At 70.5% G+C, this 21,643-nt stretch carries 17 protein-coding genes; 9 read left to right on the forward strand and 8 right to left on the reverse strand.

The window, feature by feature from the left end; translation table 11 throughout:
• The first annotated feature begins 180 nt into the window (after positions 1–180).
• The 3 genes from I596_RS19050 (at position 181) to I596_RS15220 (ending at position 3,863) form a co-directional block, all read left to right on the forward strand.
• Positions 181–678, forward strand: coding sequence for a GNAT family N-acetyltransferase (locus I596_RS19050; RefSeq protein ID WP_223303846.1), 498 nt, complete (start codon positions 181–183; stop codon positions 676–678).
• 228 nt (positions 679–906) lie between these two features.
• Entirely contained in the window at positions 907–1,323 is a 417-nt protein-coding gene (locus I596_RS15215) for an SRPBCC family protein (protein WP_067649813.1), read from the forward strand.
• Between the two features lie 32 nt (positions 1,324–1,355).
• On the forward strand, positions 1,356–3,863 hold the full coding sequence (locus I596_RS15220) for a S9 family peptidase (RefSeq protein WP_067649816.1): 2,508 nt from the start codon (positions 1,356–1,358) through the stop codon (positions 3,861–3,863).
• A 252-nt stretch (positions 3,864–4,115) separates the two neighbouring features.
• On the opposite strand, the gene I596_RS15225 is transcribed toward I596_RS15220, so the two are convergent.
• Positions 4,116–6,500, reverse strand: a complete 2,385-nt coding sequence (locus I596_RS15225; protein ID WP_067649819.1) for a DUF1631 domain-containing protein — start codon at positions 6,498–6,500, stop codon at positions 4,116–4,118.
• Between the two features lie 220 nt (positions 6,501–6,720).
• Positions 6,721–6,990 carry a Trm112 family protein gene (locus I596_RS15230; protein WP_067649822.1) on the reverse strand — a complete coding sequence of 90 codons (270 nt, stop codon included), beginning with the start codon at positions 6,988–6,990 and terminating at the stop codon, positions 6,721–6,723.
• A gap of 99 nt (positions 6,991–7,089) precedes the next feature.
• Here I596_RS15230 and purE point away from each other — a divergent pair, with 99 nt between their 5' ends.
• The 4 genes from purE to I596_RS15250 all read left to right on the forward strand — a co-directional run bounded on the left by purE (position 7,090) and on the right by I596_RS15250 (position 11,832).
• Positions 7,090–7,599 (forward strand): 5-(carboxyamino)imidazole ribonucleotide mutase, encoded by a 510-nt coding sequence (purE, locus tag I596_RS15235; RefSeq protein WP_067649825.1) that lies wholly within the window; start codon positions 7,090–7,092, stop codon positions 7,597–7,599.
• A 4-nt stretch (positions 7,600–7,603) separates the two neighbouring features.
• Positions 7,604–8,737 carry a 5-(carboxyamino)imidazole ribonucleotide synthase gene (locus tag I596_RS15240; RefSeq protein ID WP_067649828.1) on the forward strand — a complete coding sequence of 378 codons (1,134 nt, stop codon included), beginning with the start codon at positions 7,604–7,606 and terminating at the stop codon, positions 8,735–8,737.
• Positions 8,738–8,750: 13 nt separating this feature from the next.
• Positions 8,751–10,352: a phytoene desaturase family protein gene (locus I596_RS15245; RefSeq protein ID WP_067649831.1), complete on the forward strand. Its 1,602-nt coding sequence runs from the start codon at positions 8,751–8,753 to the stop codon at positions 10,350–10,352.
• Positions 10,353–10,710: 358 nt separating this feature from the next.
• The gene (locus tag I596_RS15250; RefSeq protein WP_067649834.1) at positions 10,711–11,832 is read left to right on the forward strand and encodes an alpha/beta hydrolase family protein; all 1,122 of its coding nucleotides are present in this window, start codon (positions 10,711–10,713) and stop codon (positions 11,830–11,832) included.
• A 193-nt stretch (positions 11,833–12,025) separates the two neighbouring features.
• Here I596_RS15250 and I596_RS15255 read toward each other — a convergent pair whose 3' ends face one another.
• Positions 12,026–12,406 (reverse strand): HU family DNA-binding protein, encoded by a 381-nt coding sequence (locus tag I596_RS15255; protein WP_067649837.1) that lies wholly within the window; start codon positions 12,404–12,406, stop codon positions 12,026–12,028.
• Between the two features lie 272 nt (positions 12,407–12,678).
• Positions 12,679–13,818 carry a phytase gene (locus I596_RS15260; protein ID WP_067649840.1) on the reverse strand — a complete coding sequence of 380 codons (1,140 nt, stop codon included), beginning with the start codon at positions 13,816–13,818 and terminating at the stop codon, positions 12,679–12,681.
• A 169-nt stretch (positions 13,819–13,987) separates the two neighbouring features.
• On the opposite strand from I596_RS15260, the gene I596_RS15265 reads away from it, so the two are divergent.
• A complete protein-coding gene (locus tag I596_RS15265; RefSeq protein WP_067652115.1) occupies positions 13,988–16,312 on the forward strand; it encodes a TonB-dependent receptor plug domain-containing protein in 2,325 nt (774 codons plus the stop codon).
• On the opposite strand, the gene I596_RS15270 is transcribed toward I596_RS15265, so the two are convergent.
• From I596_RS15270 to I596_RS15285, 4 genes are all read right to left on the reverse strand, one after another.
• Complete coding sequence (locus tag I596_RS15270; protein ID WP_067649843.1) at positions 16,300–17,175, reverse strand: CHAD domain-containing protein; 876 nt, start codon at positions 17,173–17,175, stop codon at positions 16,300–16,302. The two genes, I596_RS15265 and I596_RS15270, sit on opposite strands and share 13 nt — an antisense overlap.
• Positions 17,176–17,394: 219 nt before the next feature.
• The gene (locus I596_RS15275) at positions 17,395–18,159 is read right to left on the reverse strand and encodes a LytR/AlgR family response regulator transcription factor (RefSeq protein WP_067649846.1); all 765 of its coding nucleotides are present in this window, start codon (positions 18,157–18,159) and stop codon (positions 17,395–17,397) included.
• A complete protein-coding gene (locus tag I596_RS15280; RefSeq protein WP_223303847.1) occupies positions 18,156–19,367 on the reverse strand; it encodes a sensor histidine kinase in 1,212 nt (403 codons plus the stop codon). The genes I596_RS15275 and I596_RS15280 overlap by 4 nt, the downstream gene beginning before the upstream one ends.
• 10 nt (positions 19,368–19,377) lie before the next feature.
• On the reverse strand, positions 19,378–21,012 hold the full coding sequence (locus tag I596_RS15285) for a serine hydrolase (RefSeq protein WP_067649852.1): 1,635 nt from the start codon (positions 21,010–21,012) through the stop codon (positions 19,378–19,380).
• Positions 21,013–21,231: 219 nt separating this feature from the next.
• On the opposite strand from I596_RS15285, the gene I596_RS15290 reads away from it, so the two are divergent.
• Complete coding sequence (locus I596_RS15290) at positions 21,232–21,597, forward strand: hypothetical protein (RefSeq protein WP_067649856.1); 366 nt, start codon at positions 21,232–21,234, stop codon at positions 21,595–21,597.
• Positions 21,598–21,643 lie beyond the last annotated feature (46 nt).

Here is a 21,643-nt window from a genome sequence, read left to right on the forward strand (position 1 = left end):
CGCTGCCGACCGGACGCAACCGGACTTGTCGGCGCCGAGCCCGGACACGGATACTGGACGCCGGCACCACCGGCAGCGTCCTCCGATGATCGTTCCGACATCCCGGCTCCTTCCACCCTCGCTCCTCGCCGGCTGCTGCGCTGCACGCCGCCACTGCACCCTCACCGCAACGGAAGCACCGTGAGCGCGCCGCTGTTCCGACCCGTCCATCGCGACGATGCCGACGCGATCTGCGCGATCTACAACCCGCACGTGCGCGAGACGATCGTGACGTTCGAGGACGTGCCGGTCACGCCGGCACAGATGATCGAGCGCATCGACCAGGTGCTCGGCGCGGGATATCCGTGGCTGGTCGCGCAGCACGAAGGACGCGTCGCCGCCTATGCCTATGCCACGCGCTGGCGCAGCCGCGCCGCCTACGATCCCACGGTCGAGACGACGATCTACGTCGCCGCCGACGCGCAGCGCAGCGGCGTGGGCCTGCCGCTGTACCAGTTGCTGCTGCGCACGCTCGCCGAGCACGGCTTCCATGTCGCGCTCGGCTGCATCGCGCTGCCGAATCCGGCCAGCGTCGCATTCCACGAACGCTGCGGCTTCCTGAAGGTCGCGCACCACGCGCAAGTGGGGCGCAAGTTCGACCGCTGGGTGGACGTCGGTTTCTGGCAGCGCACGCTGTAGTCGCGCGCCGCGAATCGCCACGATATTGATGCATCGCAGCGAACCTTGTCCGGCGCTTGCGTGCGCAAGACCGCGCCCACGCTGCCGCTGTCGCCGGACGCCCGGCGTATACTGGCCGGGCCGCTTCTAGGCAGCCCGTCTTCGCTCGACCGTGATCGAGCGAAGACGCCCGATGTAGCCTGACGACGCATCGATGCGATGCGCGCCGAGCCGAACAGGAGAAACCGTATGGCCAAGGTCAAGATGTCCACGCCGCTGCCGGTATCGGCCGATCAGGTCTGGAAGCTGATCGGGGGTTTTCATGCCCTGCCCGATTGGCATCCTGCCGTGCAGAAGAGCGAACTGGCCGACGGCGGTCGCGTCCGGCGCCTTCAGCTGATGGGCGGTGCCAGCCTGGTCGAGCGCATGGAATCGTTCGACGACAACGATCACGTCTACACCTACACGCTCGAGAAGGGCGCCCTGCCCGTCGCCAACTACAAGTCCACCGTGCGCGTGCGCAACGAGGAAGGCAAGGAGGGCTGCGTGGTCGAGTGGTCGGGCGACTTCGTTCCCGCCGGCGTACCGGAGAACGATGCCGTCGCGACGATGCAGGGCATCTATCAGGCCGGCCTCGACAACCTGCGCAAGCTCTTCAACGTCTGAGGCGGCTGCATGCACGGTTTTCAGGGGCGTGCATGATGCAGCGCCACGGGGGGTTTCTGCGCGGGCTTCGCGGCCTGGCCGGCGGCTTGCTGATGGTCCTGGCCGCCGTTGCGGGTGCACGGGAAATCAGTCCCGGCGACACGGTCGAGCCGCGCGAGGGACGCGGACTGGTGGCGATAGCGGTCGAGGCCGCGCTACCGGTTTCCTCGCTCAAGATCGACCGGAAGGACGGTGGCTTCGGCGGCCAGCGCCTGCTGCGGCTGGGACATGGACGCAGCCTGCGTCTGCTCGAACTGCCCGCGGGTGACTACCGCTTCAGCCGGCTCGAGATCGGCCTGGACAACCGGCCCCTTTGGTACCTTAACCTGAGCAAGGATGGCCGCCTGGATTTCAAGGTCGAACCCGGCGTCATCAGCTATGCCGGCGACCTCGACCTGATCGCACTGGGCTACAGCAGGTTCCATACGGCGCCACGCAACCGGTTCGCCCAGCTCGCGATTGATCTCGACAAGGACTATCCCGGTCTGCGCAAGCGCTGGCCGTTGCGCTGGCAAGGCGCCGTACCGGATCGCTTCGGCGAGTTCCTTGCGAACGAGCTGGGCGACATGCCGTTGTCGGCCGCGCTCGAAGCCGCCGAATCGGCGACGATCAAACCGGCGGAGAAGGACGACGCGGAGAAGGCAGGCGGAGACGACCGGCTACCTGCCCTGGTCCGCGAGCTGTTCGCGGACTGGCAGGTATCGACGATCCGGATGAACCCCGCCGGCGACATGCTGGCGGTCGCTGAGCAGAAGGGCGATCGACACACGATCAGCGTGCTGGACGTAGCCACGCTGCAGGCCAGCCCCGTCTACAGCGGCGACTACCCGGTATACCAGATGAGCTGGGCAGCGGACCGTACCTTGCTGATCGGCGTCAACAACCGCGGACGCACCAGCTATGCCGTCCGCCTTCGCGTCGAGCCGGGCCGGGCACCGTCCTTCGACCTGCTGACGTTTCCGTATGCCGGCTGGTTCGTCAGCACGATCGGCACAGAGGGGCGGCAGGCCGTATTCGCGCGTGTCGAGACGGAAGGAGGCGCTGGCCTCTATCGCGTCACGCTTGACGGCAAGCGGATCGAACGCAGCCAGTTCGAACGCAGCCGCAGGCTGGACAAGGGACTGGAGGGCTGGAGCAACGTCCTGACCGACCGCAGCGGCGTGCCGCGCGCCGTCATGGCGACCGAGGACGGCGACTACGTGCTCAAGACCCAGACCCGCACCGACGGCACCTGGCAGGTGGTACGGCGCTTCTCGTCGGAGGACCGCTTCCAGTTGCTGGAAATGGCACCCGGCGGGACGAGCTTCTATGCCACCACCGACATCGACCGCGCCCAGACCGAACTGGTCCGCGTCGACCTGGCCGATGGCAAGATCGTACAGACCCTGCTGACCCTGCCCGGCATCGACATCCTCGAGGTTCTGACGACGCCGACCGGCGAACCAGTCGGCGCCAGCTACCTGCAGGACGGCCGGCACCAGATCCACTACTTCGACTCGGCCAGCGGCTCGCTGCACGCGATACTGGCCCGTGCGCTTCCGGATCGCAGCGTGGCCGTCTACGAAACCAGCCGCGACGGCACGCGCGCCCTGGTCATCGCCAACGACGAGACCAATCCGGGCACCTACTACCTCTACGACGCCGGGCACAACCGCATTGAGGAACTGCTCTCCCGGCTGGAACCGTTCCGGCAGGCACGCCCCGTGCGCTCTTCACTGCTGCGCCTGGCCGCGACCGACGGAACGCCGATCGAGGCCTATCTCAGCCTGCCCGAAGGCAAGGGTCCACATCCGCTGGTCGTGATGCCCCACGGCGGCCCGATCGGCGTGCGCGATACGCTGCACTACGACCCGGAAGTCCAGCTGATGACCAACCGCGGCCATGCCGTCCTGCGGGTGAACTTCCGGGGCTCCGGTGGATTCGGCCGCGAGTTCCGACATGCCGGCTACGGCGCGTTCGGGACCCAGATCGAGGACGACGTGCTCAGCGCCGTGGACAAGGCGCTGCGCGAGCATCCCCTCGACCCGGGACGTGTCGCCCTGCGTGGCAGCAGCTACGGCGGATACTCGACCCTGATGGGCCTGATCCGCTTCCCGGAGCGGTATCGCTGCGGCATCGCGACGGCGGCGGTGACGGACTGGCCGTTGACGTTCTCGTCCAGCGACTGGGCCGCGAGCACCTCGGCGCAGGACCTGATGAAGAAGATGGTCGGTGACCCCGTCAAGCAGATCGCCGAGGTCGAGGCGATTTCCCCAGTCTACCGGTACCGCCAGATCGGCAAGCCACTGCTGCTGGCGCACGGTGCACAGGATCGCCGCGTGACGATCGAGCATGCGTTGCGGCTGCGGCTGCTGCTGGCCAAGGCCGGACGCCCGGCGCGCTGGCTGCCGTTCGACGACGAAGGACACGGCATCGCCAGCCTGGACAATCGCCTGCGCCTGGAGGCGGCAGTCGATTCGTTTCTGGCCGACTGCCTCAAGCCGGCCGGCGCTACACCCTGACGAGTTTCCGAAGCGAACGATGGGTTGAAGACTGCGCCGGCGGATGACCGGTGCATCGCACGCTGTCGCGACTGTGGTCCCCAACAGGTCCGGCCTCCGATCGGTCGACTTCCCACGCATCCGCACGACCTGTGACGACAGGTGCCTGCAACCGGCATCGACCTGCAGCATGTGCAGGCGTCGCGTAGCGGATGACGATGGACACGCGGAGGCGCGCACCCTCCTATCCCGCGGGTGCGTCCGTCCAGACGGCTAGGCCGCCTCGTGATCCTCGCGCAGCCGCGCGACGATCGCGTCCAGTGCGCGATCGAACAGCGGTGCTTCCTCCAGCACGACGGCCGCGCCGGCCCGAAGCTCCGCGGCCAGCGCGGTGAGGGTCTTGTCGTCGACCTTCAGGCCGCGCCGGTTGACGAACAGGTACTTCGAGCTGATCGGGCTGATCCAGGACAGCTTGGCGCGCTCGCGATGGCCGTTCTCGTCGACCAGCTCCAGCCAGGTGCCCGGCCGCAGCGACCGCGCCAGTTGCAGGAACTCGTCCTCCTGGAGGAAGGCCTCGCCACGGTCGCCCTCGATCGTACGGGTGCCGAGCACGATCTCCTCGACCGGGCTGCCGGCCAGCTCGGCCGTGCCTGCGGCATCGGCTGCCTGCCCTGCCTCGGCAGCGGGCTGCGCGCCGGCGGCGGCCAGGCAGGCGCGCTCGACGATGACCTCGCGCACGGTCTTGCGCTCGACCGGCGCGCCTCCCTGGAGCGAGGCGTAGAAATCCGCCAGCGCCCTCATCGTCTCGGTGATCTCGTTGTCGTGCAGGCCGATCGTGCCCAGGCCATGGCGCAGCGCACGCTCGATCTGCGGCTTGACCTTCTGCAGGCGCAGGCGGTCGGCCTCGGTGCCCTTCGGCAGCGCGCTCCAGACGAACTCGTCGACGAAGCGCAGGCCGTTGCGCCACTCCTCGGAATTCTCGCCGTGGCGCAGCAGCGCGACGACGAGATAGTTGGCCCAGGGACGCGACAGCACGGCATGGATGATCGGCGGCAGTACCCGTTCGTCGATACGCTGCAGGATCTCGCGCGCCGCCGTGCGCCGCGCTTCTTCCAGGCGCTCGCGCCCGCGCGCGGCCTCGGCCACGCGCTGCTCGGCCAGTCCCGCGCGCTTGCGGCCCTGGTCGAGGAACCCCTCGAAGGATTCCAGTTCGTGCTCGAAGATCGCGATGTCGTCGTCGAACTCGGTCAGGATCTTCTCGACCGACTGGCGCACGCGATCGAGCAGCCGATGGTCGCGGTCGGCTTCCTCGGACCAGCCCAGGCCCGCCTGCGCCAGCGCATCGAGCAGGCGCCGCGCCGGGTGCGCCCGCTGCGCGAACAGGTGGCGGTCGAGAATCGCGACCTTGAGATACGGGATCTGCAGCCGGCTCAGCACGGCCTGCATCTGGGCCGGCAGGTTGCGGTCCTGCAGGATGTATTCGAACAGCATGCCGACCAGGTCGATCGTGTCCTCGTCGGCACTGGAGACATGGCTGTGACCATGGCCGTCGCCGCTGCCGATCCGCTGGACCTGGTCGAGCAGGTCCTGCTTGATCTGCTGCACCGCCTGCGCGGCATCGGCCATGCTGCTGGCCTGCGCGTGCTGCCGGCTGGCGGCGAGCTGGTTCTGGCTCTGCAGGATCGTCAGCGCGCTGAGCAGGTCCACCGGACTCAATACCGGCGGCGCGGCCAGTTCGGACTCGTGGCGGAAATGCTCGGCGGCCTCGTGCGCCGGACTCCGGCGGCCGGCCAGCAGCTTGTTGAGCGTCTGGTAGAGCTCGGTCTGCCAGGCCACGGTGGCCGGGTCGTAGCGGCCCCGATCGGCGTGCGCGTCGACGTGCGGCGCGGGCGCACCCGCATGACCGGCCGGCGCCGCGGCATGGCCGCCGGCGCCCGCCGACGGACGCGCGGGCGCCGACGCGATCTGCGGCAGCACGCCGGCCTGGATCAGCTCGCCGTTGACTTCCTCGTACAACCCGTCCAGACCGCTCATGACGTAGCGATCGAACAGCTTGTAGACGATCAGGCGCACGTGCATGCCGAGGTCGAACTCACGCGTCGCCTCGCGGAACGCCTCGCCGAGCGCGGCCGGCCCGATCGGGTTGCTGCCGTCGTCGACCTGCCCGCCGCCGGTCACGACCGACAGCCGCTGGTTGATCTGGAACAGCGACCGCGACCACCGGCTGTTGGCCTTGGCGACCATGCCGGAGACCGCCAGCGATTGCTCGAGCTCCTGGTCGTCGACCAGCGACAGGCCGCCACCGGCCTGCGGGGCGACCTCGGGGCGTGCCGTGCGCATCCGGCCTTCGGCGAAATCCGTGAAGGCCTTGGAGACCTGCTCCTGGAACCGGCGCTCGACCAGGTGGCGCTTCTTGCGGACCTCGCGCATGCCGTCGAAGAACTGGGTCTGCGCGGCGTTGTTCTCGGCCTTCTCGGCGAGGTCGAACAGGGCGTCGTCGATGTTCTCGAACAGGACGCCGACCAGGGCGCTGATGCGCTTGAGCGCAATGCCCCGGACCCGCTTGAGCAGATCGCCCAGACGGTCGCCGGCGGCGCTCTGGATCGACTGCCGCTGGTGCAGGTCGATGATCTTCTTGCTGTCGTCGGGGCTGACCATGAGATCTGCAGTCCGGGTGAACCTGTCGGAGCGGTCCCCTCCCGCCATCGCCGACAAGCTTATTCACACACCGTTATTCTTATGTGAACCAACGCACAAGGCCGACAGGCCATGACGAATGTCGACGATTTCCGTCGTCATCTGCCGGTTATCGGCCGCCGTCCTCGCATCCGCCGCTCCCTTTTGCGGCACTGCCCGCCTGCGGCGAATCGCAGGCGTCCTACCCGGCCACGAAACCGGCCACTCCGGCCACCGGGATCGCCTGGTCCGCCAGCATCACGGGGATGCCGTCGTCGATCCGGTAGACGCGCTGCCCGTCGGCGGCCAACAGCCCCGCCTGCAGCGGCTGGCGGCGCACCTGGCCATCGGCCGTCGCCAGCCCGTCGGCGGCGATCGCGCGGTTGAGCGCATCGAGTTCGTCGCGCCGCAGCGCGCGCACGGCACCCTTGCTGACCGGGCAGCGCAGGATGTCCAGCAATCGTGAATCCATCGGTCGTCGCATCGGGCGGGCACCGGAAGGCGCCCGGTTGTGCTTACAATAGCGGTTTCGCGCAGGTTGTGCGCGCCAGACTCGCGATCCAGCAGCGCAATGACCAACAGCAAGGCCGGGCAACCGCTGATCGGCGTGGTGATGGGCTCCCGTTCGGATTGGGACACCCTGCGTCATGCCGTCGAAACCCTCGAGCGTCTCGACGTGGCGCACGAGGTCCGCGTCGTCTCCGCCCACCGCACGCCGGACCTGCTGTTCGACTATGCCGAACAGGCGGCCGGCCGCGGCCTCAAGGTCGTGATCGCCGGGGCCGGCGGCGCCGCCCACCTGCCCGGCATGCTGGCCGCCAAGACGCGGCTGCCGGTCTTCGGCGTGCCGGTGCAGTCGCACGCGCTCAACGGCATGGATTCGCTGCTGTCGATCGTGCAGATGCCGGCCGGCATTCCGGTCGGCACCCTGGCGATCGGCCGTGCCGGCGCGGTCAACGCCGCCCTGCTGGCGACCGCCGTGCTCGCGCTCGAGGACGCCGCGCTGGCCAACCGCCTGGATGCGTTCCGGCGCGAGCAGACCGACGCCGTGCTCGCCAAGTCCGACCCGCGCGAAGACTGATCCGATGGCGACGATCGGCATCCTCGGCGGCGGCCAGCTCGCCCGCATGCTCGTCCTCGCCGGCACGCCGCTCGGCCAGCGCTTCCGCCTGGTCGACAGCGCCGGCGATGCCTGTGCCGCACAGATCGCCCCGCTGGTGCAGGCCGACTGGCGCGATTTCGCCGCACTGGAGGCCTTCGCCGCCGACAGCGACGTCGTCACCTTCGATTTCGAGAACGTACCGGCCGAAACCGCCGAATGGATGGCCGCCCGCACGCGCGTCTTCCCGAACCCGGCCGCGCTCTCCGTCGCCCAGGACCGGCTCGCCGAGAAGACCCTGTTCGGCCGGATCGGCCTGGAAACACCGGCCTTCGCCGCCGTGGACAGCCGCGAAGACCTGGAGCGCGCCGTCGCCGCGACCGGCCTGCCGGCCGTGCTCAAGACGCGTCGCCTCGGCTACGACGGCAAGGGCCAGTTCGTGCTGCGCGCCCCCGCCGACCTCGACGCCGCCTGGCAGGCACTCGGTGGCGTGCCGCTGATCCTCGAAGCCTTCGTGCCGTTCGACCGCGAGGTGTCGGTGGTCGCGGTGCGCTCGCGCACCGGGGAATTCCGCCACTACCCGCTGACCCGCAACTGGCATGCCGGCGGCATCCTCTCCGCCAGCCTGGCACCCCTGGCCGGCGATCCGGCGCTGGAGGCGCGCGCGGTCGCGCATGCCCGCACGCTGGCCGAGCACCTGGACTACGTCGGCGTGTTCGCGCTGGAGCTGTTCGTCCACGGCGAGCGCCTGCTCGGCAACGAGATGGCGCCGCGCGTGCACAACTCCGGGCATTGGACGATCGAAGGCACCGGCTGCAGCCAGTTCGAGAACCACGTCCGTGCGATCCTGGGCCTGCCGCTCGGCGACACCGCGGCGATCGGCACCAGCGTCATGCTGAACTGGATCGGCGAACTTCCCGAAGCCGATGCCGTCCTGCGCGAGCCGCGCGCCCACTGGCACGACTACGGCAAGTCTCCGCGCGCCGGCCGCAAGGTCGGCCATGCGACGCTCTGCGGCGACGACCCGCGCGAACTGGCCGATCGCCTCGAACGGATCGGCGCGGCACTGGGACGCAACGAGCAGGTGGCGCCGGTCCTCGCCGCGCTGCGCGCCAGCTGAGCCGACCCGTGCGATGAGCGCCGTGTCCGATCGCCACGACGTCATCCTGATCGGCGGCGGCCACAACGGCCTGGTCTGTGCGACCTATCTCGCCAAGGCCGGGCTCAAGGTCCTGGTGTTGGAGAACCGCGACGTCGTCGGCGGCGCGGCGGTCACCGAGGAATTCCATCCGGGCTTCCGCAACTCGGTCGCCGCCTATACGGTCTCGCTGCTGCAGCCGAAGGTGATCGCCGATCTCGACCTGCACGCGCACGGCCTGCGCATCGTGCGGCGCCGGCTCGGCAACTTCCTGCCGCTGCCGGACGGCACCCACCTGAAGGTGGGCGCCGGCGTCACCCAGGCCGAGGTCGCGAAGTTCTCGCGCCGCGACGCGGAGCGGCTGCCGGACTACGAGCGGCGACTGGACGCGATTGCCGACGTGCTGCGTGCGCTGGCGCTGGAGCCGCCGCCCAACGTGACCGACGGTGGCTGGTGGAAGGCGCTGCCGGAACTGCTGCGCGCCGGCCGGCTGGGGCGGCGCCTGCATGCGCTCGACGAGACGCTGCGCCAGGAGCTGCTGGATCTGTTCACGATCTCCGCGGCCGAGTACCTGGACCGCTGGTTCGAGAGCGAGCCGATCAAGGCGGTCTTCGGCTTCGACGGTGTCGTCGGCAACTACGCCAGCCCCTACACGCCGGGCAGCGCCTACGTGCTGCTGCACCACGTCTTCGGCGAGGTCGACGGCGTCAAGGGTGCCTGGGGCCATGCGATCGGCGGCATGGGCGCGATCACCCAGGCGATGGCCCGGGCTGCCGAAGCGGCCGGCGCCGAGATCCGCACCGGCTGCGGCGTACGCGAGGTGACCGTCGAGAACGGCCGCGTCACCGGCGTGGTCACGACCGGCAGCGACGTCCTCACGGCGCGCGCGGTGGTCGCCAACGTCAACCCGAAGCTGCTCTACGAACGGCTGATCGCGCCCGACGTGGTACCGGCGCCGACGCGCGAGCGCATGCGCCACTGGCGCTGCGGCTCCGGCACGTTCCGCATGAATGTCGCGCTCGACCGCCTGCCCGATTTCACGGCACTGCCCGGAACGGGCGACCACCTGACAGCGGGCATCATCCTGGCGCCGAGCCTGGCCTACATGGATCGCGCCTACCGCGACGCTGTCGCGCACGGATGGTCGCGCGAGCCGATCGTCGAGCTGCTGATTCCCTCGACGCTGGACGACAGCCTGGCGCCACCCGGCAAGCACGTCGCCAGCCTGTTCTGCCAGCACGTCGCGCCGGCGTTGCCGGACGGACGCTCCTGGGACGATCACCGCGACACGGTGGCCGACCTCATGATCGCGACCGTGGACCGCTATGCGCCGGGCTTCGCCGCCTCGGTGCTCGGCCGGCAGATCAAGAGCCCGCTGGACCTGGAGCGCGACTTCGGCCTGGTCGGCGGCGACATCTTCCACGGCGCGCTCACGTTGAACCAGCTCTTCAGCGCCCGGCCGATGCTCGGCCAGGCCGGCTACCGCGGCGCCCTGCCCGGCCTGTACCTGTGCGGCGCCGGCACCCATCCGGGGGGCGGCGTCACCGGCGCACCGGGCCACAATGCCGCCCGCGTGATCGCCGCCGACCTGCGCTGAGATCGCGCGTTCCTTCGATCGATCCACTCGGCGCCGCACCGAACCCGTGCGCGCGAAACGGCGCGCGTGATCGCGGAACGCGAGAGACCGCGCGCCTGCGGCGGATGCCGCCATCGATGCTCGCTTCATCGGCCGTGCCGGGGCGCACATCGCACGCGCCCCACCGCGATGCCAATGGACGTCCAGCGGCTGAACCGCAAATGACGCCCGGACGAAGACGTCGTGGCGATGCACCGGATAACGGTATAAACTGTATAAATCATTTATCGCAGCGCATCGTGCCGGCATCCCGGCACGATGCATCCGGTCCTACCCTGCACGCGCCGCGCGCTCGAACGCCGGCTTCGTTTTCGAGTCGATGAGCCTGCCGTTCGCACACCGTTTCCGCGTGCCGCTGCGCACCCTCGCCCTGCTGTCGGCCTGCGCCATCGCGGCGCTGCTGACGACGCCGGCGTGGCTGCGCGCGAGCGCGTTGCTGCCGTCGACCGCTCCCGAACCGTTCGCCGAGATCGACACCGGCCACGAAGCCTATGCCGTGACCGATCTGGAATGGATCGACTCGCGCCGCGACCGGCGCGTGCCGGCGAAGCTGTTCTGGCCGGCGGCCGCAGCGGGACGTCCCGTGCCGCTGGTGATCTTCTCGCACGGCATCGGCAGCTCGCGCGACGGCTACACCTACCTGGGCCGCTACTGGGCCGGTCACGGCATCGCCAGCCTGCACGTGCAGCACGTCGGCAGCGATCGCGCGTTGTGGGAAGGCAGCGTGGCATCGCTGGTCGCGCGCTTCCGGCAGGCGACCGACGAGACCGAGGCGATCGCGCGCGTCGAGGACCTGCGCTACGCCCTGGACCGTCTGCTCGAAAGCGAGCGCGGTGCGCAGGTCGCACGCGACCGCATCGCCGCCGCCGGACACTCCTATGGCGCCACCACCACCCTGCTCGCAGCCGGCGCGGCGGTCCATCGCGACGGGCGGCTCCTGCAGTTCCGCGATCCGCGTATCGGCGCGGCCATCCTGATCTCCTCACCCCCGTTCTATGGCGAGACGGACTTCGTGCCGATCCTGTCGGGCATCCACATCCCGACACTGCACATCACGACCGCGGAAGACGTGATCCGCCTTCCCGGCTTCGGCTCGGGACCGGAGGATCGCCTGAAGGTCTTCGACGCCACCGGCAGCCGCTTCAAGACACTGGCGGTCTACCGCCACGGCAGCCACAACGTGTTCACCGATCGCCGCTACTTCGATTCACGGCAGGTGGCGGCCGAGGTCAAGGCCGCGACGCAATCGCTGTCACTGGCCTTTCTCGAGCAGGCGTACGGAACGGACGGGGCCGACCTCGAGGCCTGGGGGCGTGCGCACCGGACCTTGTTCGCGCAGTACATCGCCGGATCGCACGGCGAGCCGACAGGGACGATCGGAGCGGACCGTACGACCGCCGCCCGCTTCTCCGGCCATCCACACGCCTGGTCGTTCCGGTAGCCGGATCCGTTCGCGCATCAGGCGAGGCGTCGGTGAATCGTTCCGGAGCGGAGTGTCTGTGCGCTGCCCGCGCGGAGCGAAACCATCGGCGCGGAAGATCAGGCGGAGAGTGCTTGGGAGTGACGCGCGCGCGGCGATGCCGCGCGGAAGAACGGATGCGGCGGCCACTGCCGCCGCATCCGGGAAAACGCAATCAGGCCGCGGCGTCCTTGAGCTTCTTCAGCGCGCGCACCTTGATCTTGACGGTCGCCGGCTTGGCGGCGAACCACTGCTCTTCCTTCGTGAACGGGTTGATGCCCTTGCGCTTGGGCTTGGCAGGCACCTTCACGACGTTGATCTTCAGCAGACCGGGCAGCGTGAAGGAACCGACGCCCTTCTTGCTGACCGAGCCGGCAACCGCCGATTCCAGGCTCGACAGCACGGCGCGGACGTCCTTCGGGGCCACACCGGTCGATTCGGCCAGATGCGCAACCAGGCCCGACTTGCCGAGGGCTTCCTTGATCGGCTTGGCGGTGGTGGCCTTGGCGGCGGCCGGCTTCTGCGGGGCGGTCTTCTTCGCGGGCTTCTTGGTCATCGGTGTCACTCCAGGTATCGGGGTTTGGGTACGGGGAATCACGGCTTCGGAGTGCGCACTGTAGGGCAAGCCCGACGCGCCGCCAAGCAGGTTCGAGGGCGCTGCAACGCGCAAAACCCAGGGGTTTTCGCCGCTACGGGCGGGTGTCGGCACGCCAGGCTGCCGGGAGGCGCCGGCCGGCCCCCGGCGCCGGGGCCGGCGGCGGGTCCGAGCCGGGTGTCGCCGGGGGCCCGGGCGGCGGCCGGAAGCGGGCGCGGATGCCGCCCGCCCTGTCAGTTCGGGCAGCGCGGCGCCAGCGACAGGCCGCGGGCAATGTCGCGCCAGTCGAACGCGGCCACCGCCTGGTCGTCGTGCACGGCGTAGAAGGCGCCGTCCGGGAAGCGCGGCGTGGCTCCGGCGTGCAGCCAGACGCCGTCGGTATTGCCGGTCACGCGACCGGCGAAGGCCCCCAGGTGCTCGAGCGTGCGCCGGTCGAAGACATGGAACAGGCTGCGGTCCTTGAACTGGTCGGTCGCGATCCAGTAGCCGCTGCCGTCGCCGCAGGCCCACAGCGCGATGCCTTCGGCCTGGGCCTTGAACAGGCCGAGCGTACGGCCGCGGAACCGACCGTCCAGTCCGTAGTCGCGGACCGCCGTGCCGGTAGCAGTGTCCTCCTCGGCGACCAGCAGGCGGCCATTGGCAGGATCGCCCCACAGCGACTCGGGAATGCGGATCGCGCCGGCTTCGGTGGTATCGCCGTGGGTACCGGTCAGCCGCGCCCGGAGCCGCCCGGCGTCGACTTCGACCGCATAGCGCTTGATGCGTGCGCCGAGCGCGGACAGCGGTGGTGCGACATCCTCGCCGTGTGCGTCGGTGCCGGCCATGTAGGCGTCGGAGACCAGCACGTCGTAGCGGCCGGGCGCGGTCTCCTGCAGCCACAGGCCGTACGGCTGCACGAGGTCGCCTTCGCCGAAGCTGCCCAGCGACGCGAAGGCCGGCAGGCGCAGCACCTGGACACGGTGGTTGTCGCGCTCGACCACGAAGGCGAGGTCGCCGATGACGAAGATGCCGTTGGGCCGGTCGAACTGGCCGACACCGGTGCCGGGCGTCCCGCGGTCGCCGAGCGGCGCCCCGCTGTCGCCATCGTAGATCTTCAGGCGGCCGCTGGCCTTGGCCGTGGCCAGCAGCAGCGGCCGGCCGGCGGCGTCGATCCAGACCGCCGGGGAATCGACGTTGTCGTCCGGCGTGGCCGGCGTCACGAAGGCCTCGCCGACGACCACGTGCGCGATGCCCGACCCGGCCAGCAGCGGGTCGGCGCCGCCCTGGTCCGGCTCGGACGCGGGTGCGGTGGCGACCGGCCTGCCGGCGCAGCCGGCCAGGATACCGACGGCGAGCACCACGGCGAACGCCGGACGAAATGCGAAACGGGACATGCCAGGCCTCGGAATGGCGGTGAGGGCGCAGCTTGTACCACGGCCCGCCGGCAGTTTTCGTTGCAGCGCGAAGACGCCGCCCGGTCGCGTGCAGGGTCACATTGCCGCCATCTTGGCCTTCTACTTTCGCGTGCCCTGCCACCCCTCCGGCGGCCTCCTCGAGTACGCGATGAAAAGACAGCTTCTGGCCGTGAGTCTCTCGCAGGCGATCGCGCTGGCATTGCCGATGCAGGCAGCGGCACAGACCGCGGCGACGCCGCAGGACGCGCAGACAGCTCCGGTCGAGCTCGACGGCGTGGTGGTCACCGGCCAGATCGTCTATCGCGATCGCGCCGACGCCGTGGCGCCGACGCTGTCGTACGACCTGGCGTACTTCCAGCGCTTCGAACCGCGCACGGTCGGCGACATGCTCAAGCGCGTACCGAGCGTGGCCTTCCTGTCCGACGTGCTCGAGTACGACGGTGCGCGGCTGCGCGGCATGGACCCGGGCTACACGCAGATCCTCATCAACGGCAAGAAGGTGCCGGGCGCGGGCGACGACCGCTCGTTCTTCGTCGACCGCATTCCCGCCGAGGTGGTCGAGCGCATCGAGATCGTGCGCAGTCCCAGCGCCAACCGCTCCGGCGACGCAATGGCCGGCGCGATCAACATCGTGCTGCGCGACGCCTACGAATTCGACGGCGCCTACATCCGGGCCGGCGCGTCGGTCTTCGACGACGGCGAGGTCACGCCGACGCTGGCAGGCGTCGCCAGCGGCGATTTCGCCGGCGGCCACGCCCTGGTCGGCATCAGCCACCAGGGCCGCTACAACCCCAAGCAGAAGCAGAGCCTGCGCTACGAGGCGCCCGGCGGCGCCTTCGTCGACCGCGAGGACCAGAGCGACACGCGCGACGGCACCGATGATTCGTTCAACCTCTCCTACACGCGCGAACTCGGCCCCGGGCGACTGTCACTGTCGGGCCTGTACGTGAAGACCGACCGCACCGAGACCGAGCATTCGAGGGAGTTCAACGTCCGCACCGGCTCGACACCCGACCACCTGCTCTCGGTCAACGACCAGGTCGTGGACATCGACCAGGAGAACCTCGCGCTGTCGCTCGGCTACGCCATCGACGCCGGCGGCGGGCGCACCGAGGTCGAGGCCAGCTACGCGCGCTTCAAGGACACGCAGTTCGACACCGAGGAAGAGATCGCCTACGACGCCGAGGAGACGCCGCCGGTGTTCGACGGCTACGAAGGCACGCGCACGCTCGGCGACATGCGCGACAGCGAACGGGCGCTGACGGTCTCGCACAAGCGCGATCTCGGCGGCGCCACGCTGGCGTTCGGCGTCGACTACACCGGCAAGGACCGCGACGCGCGGCTGCGCACCAGCGAGGTGGAGGCCGAGGACGAAGGAGCGCCGTTGCCGCCGTACGTGGACTTCGAGACCGCCGCGAGCACGATCGAGGAACGGCGCGTCGATCCGTACCTGATGTTCTCCGGCAGCCGCGGCTTGATCGACTGGGAGACCGGCCTGCGCTACGAGACCACCGACGTGGACGTGACCGCCGACGGCGCCGCCTGGTCCAACGACTACGCCACGCTGCTGCCGTCGGCACACCTGCGCTGGAACCTCGGCGACGACGACCGCATCAGCCTGTCGCTGGCGCGGACCGTGCGCCGCCCGGCCTTCCGCGACCTGCTGCCGCTGCTGCTGGAGGAAGAGTACGGCGACAACGACTTCATCGGCGACCCGCAACTCGACCCGGAGCGCGCCTGGGGCCTGGACCTGGGCTTCGAGCACCGGCTGGGCCGCCGCGGCATCGTCGGCGTCAACCTGTTCTACCGCGACGTGCAGGACCTGATCGAGATCGTCAGCACCGGCCAGCCCAGCGCCACCGCGCTGGACGATCATGCCGAGGACATCGAGGACTTCCTGGCCGACCACCCCGGCGCTACGCCGGAAACACCCGGCTATCCGCAGCTCGATCCCGACAGCTGGGTCTACACTGCCGCCAACGTCGGCGACGGCCATGTGTACGGCGTCGAGCTGGACCTGTCCACGCCGCTGACGGCGCTCGGCCTGCCCGATACCGGCGTGTTCCTCAACTACTCCTGGCTCGATTCGAGCGTGAAGGATGCGCTCGGCAAGCGCCGGTTCAACGACCAGGCGCGCTCGGTGTTCAACGTCGGCTTCATCCACGACATCCCGTCCGCCGGCCTCACCTTCGGCGCCAGCTATCGCCGCCAGGGCGACGCGTATGCGCGCCTGCTGGCCGAGGAGGTGACGACCGAGTACGGCGCCGACCTGGAAGCCTTCGTCGAGAAGCGCTTCGGCAAGAAGTGGACCGTGCGCCTGACCGGCTCGAACCTGCTCGACGCGTCGAAGGACGAGACCTTCCACGCGTTCGACACGCTCGGCGACCAGATCGACCGCGACTACGACGAGTACGAGCGGGAGACCGAGAAGGCCGGCCCGGTGTTCCAGCTGGTCGCCCGCTACGTGTTCTGAGCCGCGTCGGCGGGCGCGACGGACCTGGCGCCACCGGGGCCCGGTCCCGGCAGCCCGGCCAGCGCCTCGGTACGGACCTGGCTTTCTGGCAGCGCTTCCAGCGCCACGCGAAGCAGGCCCAGGTCCTGCTCGGCGCCGAGGGCATCGACCGCCTCGGATACGGTCCGGAAGCCCGGGGCCTTGCGGCGCAGCCAGGCCAGCAGCCGGCGAACAGCCGGGTCGCTTTCCGGCTCGCGCTGGCGCAGCGTCTTCAGCGCGTTCCACTGCATGCGCAACCGGCGCAGACGGCGGCGCCAGCGATGGCGTTGCTCCACCGTGGCCGCGGTGGCCGTCGCGGACACGCGGGCCCGCTCGACGCGCCGCAGGCTGCGTGCGAGCGCACGCCTGACATCCTCCGGGTCGAGCCGGTTCCACGGCAGCCGCCGCAGTGCGGTCTCGAGCCGCGCGACCTCGGCCAGCCGTGTGGCGAATGCCGGATCCTGCGCCAGCGTCGACGCCAGCAGCTGCTGGCGGCGTACGACCAGCCGGCGCCGTGCCGCCGACCAGCGGCGGCGCTCTTCTTCATCGGTTGCGCGACGGGCCAGCCGCCCGGCCAGATCGACCACGACGTGGGCATCGCGCAGCGCCGACAGGCTGCCGGCCAGCGTCTTGAGCCGGGCGTCCAGCCGCTGCGCACGCCGGCCGAAGCGCGCGTGCGCCAGCTCCAGTACGGCCCGCAGCCGGCGGATCGCCTTGCGTGCCTCGTGGACGCCGCGATGCCGTGCCGTGGTGCCGGCCAAGGCCGCCGCGATCGCCCGCATCTGGTCGAGGGCCCCCGCGCGCAAGTCCGCGCCCAGGCCCCGCTCGTCCGCCGGCACCGTCATGGCTCATCCCCACCGGCGATCACCGGGGTCGATCGCGGCCCGCCGGACCCGGCGGCACGGCGCGGTGGCCTGGAGCGGCGTTTTGCGGAAACGGCGCGCATCGGGAATCCCGCGGCCGCTGTGGCCGGTCGATGCCAAGACTAGCCGAACGCCGTGAGAGAACCGTTACGCCTCCGGCGCCGGCGCCAGGCGCCATGAGACCGGCACGCACCGCGCCGGCTACATGCCGCGAAACCGATGCACGAACGCGGCGCTGACGGGCAGCGTTTCGGGCCGGCTCTTCAGGCGCAGTCCCGGCCGGCCGAGGTCGTCCTTGCGCAGCCGCTCGATCGCCGAGACCCGCACGACCACGCTGCGGTGCACCTGCCAGAACAGGTCCGGATCGAGCCCTGCCAGGAGCTCCTTGAGCGGCATGCGGATCACCGCCTCGTCGGCGGCGGTGACGACGCGCACGTACTTGTCCTGCGCCTGGAAGTAGACCACTTCGTCGATGCCGATCATGCGCACGCTGTCGCCGGCGCTGGCGCTGATCCAACGGATCAGGCGCTCGCCGCGCGGCCGCAGCTGCGCTTCGAGCTCGTCGATCGCCGGTGCCGGCGCGACCGGCCGCGGCTGCTGCAGGCGGATGCGCAGCCGGTCCACCGTCTGCTGCAGCCGGGCGGCCTGTACCGGCTTGAGCAGGTAGTCGGTCGCACCGGCCTCGAACGCGCGGATCGCGTACTCGTCGTAGGCCGTCGTGAACACGACCAGGCCGCCACCGGCCACCACCGCGCGGGCGACGTCCAGGCCGCCGACGCCCGGCATGCGGATGTCCAGGAAGGCCACCTGCGGACGCTGTTCCGCAGCGACCAGCAGCGCCGAAGGCCCGTCTTCGCAGGCGCCGACCACCTCCAGCTCCGGCCACGCCTCGGCCAGCATGTCCAGCAGCGCGGCGCGCTGCGGCGCCTCGTCCTCCGCGATCAGGGCGGTGACCACGGCACTCATGGCGCCTCGACCGGGATGCGGATCTGCGCCCGGGTCCCCTCGCCGGGCCGGCCGTCCAGCCGCAGCCGCGCGCGATCGCCGTAGCGCATCGCCAGCTGGTCGCGCACGTTGGCCAGGCCCATGCCGCTGCCGAGGCCCGGCTGCAGGCCGGCGCCGTCGTCGCTCACCGTCACCACCAGCTCGCCCTCGGTCCGCTGTGCGTCGATCCGGATGCGCCCGGGACCGGGCTTGGGTTCGATGCCGTGCTTGACCGCGTTCTCGACCAGGGTCAGCAGCAGCAGCGGCGGATAGGCGCAGCCACGCAACGCGGGCGCCACCTCGACCGCGTAGCCCAGCCGGTCGCCCGTGCGCAGCCGCATCAGCTCCAGGTAGCTGGTGCAGATGTCCAGCTGCTGGCCGAGCGTGGAATGCAGCAGCGCGTCGTCTTCGCGCAGCTTCGGGATCGTCGCGCGCAGGTGGTCGACCAGCGCGTCGAGCGTCGCCTCGGCGCGCGCCGGATCGCGGCGGACCAGCGCGCGCACCGAGGCCAGGGTGTTGAACAGGAAGTGCGGCTCCACCTGCGCCTGCAGCAGGCCCAGGCGCAGGTCGGCACGCTGCGCCTGCACGCGTGCATCGGCCAGTTCGCGCTGGTTGCGGTGATCGCGCCAGCGCTGCCGCTCGCTGAAGTAGGCGCGCAGCGCAAGCCCGCCACCGAAGAGGCCGTAGATCACGATCAGCAGCAGTATGTTGAGCGCGGTCGAGACCGCCTGCTCGATCGGCCCGAGGTCCGGCGCCGGTGGACGGGCGGACGGACCGAGGGCCGCCACCAGCATCGCATCGATGCGTGCGGAGGCGATCGAGTCGGCGAAGTAGCTGACGACCATGCCGAGCAGCATCGCCGCGACGATGCCGCGCCGTTCGGCCAGCGCCGACCAGCCGCGATGCCGTACCCAGGTCGCCAGCGCCGGCCCGGCGGTCGCCATCAGCGCGAACCCGGCGAACTGGTACGACGCCATCGGCAGCACCAGGCCGTAGTCGCGCGCCAACAGGCCGATCGTTCCGCCGATCAGCAGCGCGATCACGCCGATGATGGTCGCGAACAAGGCGCTGCGGCCGCGCAGCCACGGCAGGCTGAACACCGGGTACTGGCGGTAGCGGCTCCAGGCCGTGCCGCCGCCGACCAGGACGTCGGGCGGCAGGCGGCGGTCGAGCGGGTAGCCGGCGGTCATGCCGATGCGCTCAGCGGCGCTCGCCGCGCAACTGCTGGCCGCCCTGCAGCAGCGTCAGCGCGCGGACCACGCCGGCGTCGTCACGCTCGAAGCGGATCTCGGCTGCGACGGCCTCGGCGACGAACACGTCCTTCTCCACTGCCTTGACCTCGATCGGCTGCTGGCCGCTGCCCTGGACGTACAGTGTGCCCGCCTTCGCGCTCACCGTCAGCGAGAAGGCCGGTACCAGCGGATACTCGCCGACGTAGTCGCGCAGCGCCTCGGGCGTCAGCGTCACGGCTGCCTTGGCGACGGGCGGATCGAGCCGCACGGCCGGCAGCTCCGCGCCGAGCTGCATCCACGTGAACGTGTAGCCGCCCGGCGTGCGCTGCGGCCGCAGCACCGCGTCGAAATCGAGCGGGTAGAAGTCGCCGGCGTCGTCGTAGCCCATCGCATGCGCGCCCTGCCCCTCCGGCTCGATCACCAGGGCGCCGTCGCGTTGCGTGAGCTGCATCGTCAGTCCATCGCCGATGCGGTAGCGCCCGGCCAGCCCGTCGAGCAGGGCGCGATCGGGAGCGGCCGCCTTGCGCGGCGCGCCGAGCGGGAAGCTGGCATCGACCAGGTGCAGGCCGAGACTGCCGAGGCTGCCGATCGAGGTCCAGGCGGTATCGGCCAGGATGACCACGCCACGCTGGCGCGCACGGTCCACCGCGACGAACGAGGAGAATCCGCCGGTGCCGCCCTCGTGGACCAGCACGCGGCGCTCGCCGACCGGCATCAGCATCCAGTTCATGCCCATCGGTGGATGCTGCGAAAGCGGCTGCTGCGTGGCCTCCAGCACCGCGACGATCGGCGCGTCGCCGTGGCCGAGCTGGCCCCGCACGTAGCGCACCATGTCCTCCAGCGTCACGCGCACGCCGCCGACGCCGGCGAAGTCCACCGGGAAGGTCCAGGCCGGCGTCGCGCGACCGTTCGGCGTGTGGCCGATCGCCGCGCGGATGCCCCCGGGCCGCCGCGCGACGTAGGCGCCGTCCATGCCGAGCGGCCGCAGCAGCCGCTCGGCCAGCAGCGTCTCGTAGTCCTTGCCGGCGCGGCGGGCCACCGCCAGCGACAGCACCATCGAGGCGAAGTTGGAGTATTCGAACTGCGTGCCCGGCGCCGCCGTCAGCTTCACGTCGCCGAGCGAGTCGAGCAGGTCGCGCTCGGTCAGCTTCGCGTACGGATCGGCCTGGGTGGCCGTCGACATGCGCGAGGGCAGCGCCGGCAGGCCCGAGGTATGCGTCACCACATGGCGCAGGCGGATCGGCTGGCCCTCGAAGACCGGCAGCGGCGTCCCCTTCGGCAGGTAGTCCGCCAGCGGATCGTCGAGCGCGGCCTTGCCCTGCGCGATCAGGTCGGCCAGCAGGGCGGCCGTCATCGTCTTGCTGACCGATCCGATCTCGAACGCCGTCTTCGCGTCGACCCGGGCCGCGTCGGCCGGATCGGCGCAGGCGATCGTGCGTGCGACCCGGTCGCGTTCGATCACGGCCACGGCCATGCAGGCGCCGGTACGGTCGCCGGCCAGGCGCCGGTTCACCAGGTCGCGCAGCTGCGCGTCGTCGATCGCCCGGGCCTGTCCGGACGCAAGGGCCAACCCCAGCGCGACGCCGATCGTTGCCAGATGCATGGTCGTGATCTCCTGTGGTCGAGGGAGACCGATGCTGCCGGGTGCGGGCGCGTCCTGCCCGACGCTGCGACGAACCGGCCGATCCCGCCGACGAACCCCGCCCTGGCCGGAGCGGCCGCGTGGCGGTGCCGTCCGTCGGGCGCCGCTGGCGGGGATCGCGCGAACCGGCTAGGCTTGGCTTCGGTATAAACCATTTATACCGATTGACCGGAGAAGTGTATGGCGAATCGAACGACGGCGGACCGGACCGGCAAGAAGCCGGCCGCTCCCGGCAAGACTCCGGCACGCGTCGCGCGGCCGGTGAAGCGTCCCCCGGCGCCGGCCAGCGGCACCGCGGCGGCCGGCAACGGCAAGGAACCGAAGAAGCACAAGCTGGTCCGCGACAGCTTCACGATGCCGCGTGCGGACTTCGAGCTGATTCATGCGCTCAAGGAGCGCGCGCTCGGGTTCAAGCACCCGGCGAAGAAGAGCGAACTGCTGCGTGCCGGCCTGCAAGCCCTGGCGGCTCTGGACGACGCGGCGTTGCAGGCACGACTGGAACGGCTCGTTCCGCTCAAGCCCGGCCGGCCGAAGAAGCGCGACTGAACCGGTGGCTCCCGCGCCGGCACACCGGCGCGGGGCTCGTCATCGG

The sequence above is a fragment of the Dokdonella koreensis DS-123 genome (assembly GCF_001632775.1).
GTDB classification, from domain to species: Bacteria; Pseudomonadota; Gammaproteobacteria; order Xanthomonadales; family Rhodanobacteraceae; genus Dokdonella; species Dokdonella koreensis.

What these genes read in the sequence shown, in the direction of transcription:
- I596_RS15215 (WP_067649813.1), top strand. Translation starts at nt 907, where the DNA reads ATGGCCAAGGTCAAGATGTCCACGCCGCTGCCGGTATCGGCCGATCAG.
- I596_RS15220 (WP_067649816.1), top strand. Translation starts at nt 1,356, where the DNA reads ATGATGCAGCGCCACGGGGGGTTTCTGCGCGGGCTTCGCGGCCTGGCC.
- I596_RS15225 (WP_067649819.1), bottom strand. Translation starts at nt 6,500, where the DNA reads ATGGTCAGCCCCGACGACAGCAAGAAGATCATCGACCTGCACCAGCGG.
- I596_RS15230 (WP_067649822.1), bottom strand. Translation starts at nt 6,990, where the DNA reads ATGGATTCACGATTGCTGGACATCCTGCGCTGCCCGGTCAGCAAGGGT.
- purE (WP_067649825.1), top strand. Translation starts at nt 7,090, where the DNA reads ATGACCAACAGCAAGGCCGGGCAACCGCTGATCGGCGTGGTGATGGGC.
- I596_RS15240 (WP_067649828.1), top strand. Translation starts at nt 7,604, where the DNA reads ATGGCGACGATCGGCATCCTCGGCGGCGGCCAGCTCGCCCGCATGCTC.
- I596_RS15245 (WP_067649831.1), top strand. Translation starts at nt 8,751, where the DNA reads ATGAGCGCCGTGTCCGATCGCCACGACGTCATCCTGATCGGCGGCGGC.
- I596_RS15250 (WP_067649834.1), top strand. Translation starts at nt 10,711, where the DNA reads ATGAGCCTGCCGTTCGCACACCGTTTCCGCGTGCCGCTGCGCACCCTC.
- I596_RS15255 (WP_067649837.1), bottom strand. Translation starts at nt 12,406, where the DNA reads ATGACCAAGAAGCCCGCGAAGAAGACCGCCCCGCAGAAGCCGGCCGCC.
- I596_RS15260 (WP_067649840.1), bottom strand. Translation starts at nt 13,818, where the DNA reads ATGTCCCGTTTCGCATTTCGTCCGGCGTTCGCCGTGGTGCTCGCCGTC.
- I596_RS15265 (WP_067652115.1), top strand. Translation starts at nt 13,988, where the DNA reads ATGAAAAGACAGCTTCTGGCCGTGAGTCTCTCGCAGGCGATCGCGCTG.
- I596_RS15270 (WP_067649843.1), bottom strand. Translation starts at nt 17,175, where the DNA reads ATGACGGTGCCGGCGGACGAGCGGGGCCTGGGCGCGGACTTGCGCGCG.
- I596_RS15275 (WP_067649846.1), bottom strand. Translation starts at nt 18,159, where the DNA reads ATGAGTGCCGTGGTCACCGCCCTGATCGCGGAGGACGAGGCGCCGCAG.
- I596_RS15280 (WP_223303847.1), bottom strand. Translation starts at nt 19,367, where the DNA reads ATGACCGCCGGCTACCCGCTCGACCGCCGCCTGCCGCCCGACGTCCTG.
- I596_RS15285 (WP_067649852.1), bottom strand. Translation starts at nt 21,012, where the DNA reads ATGCATCTGGCAACGATCGGCGTCGCGCTGGGGTTGGCCCTTGCGTCC.
- I596_RS15290 (WP_067649856.1), top strand. Translation starts at nt 21,232, where the DNA reads ATGGCGAATCGAACGACGGCGGACCGGACCGGCAAGAAGCCGGCCGCT.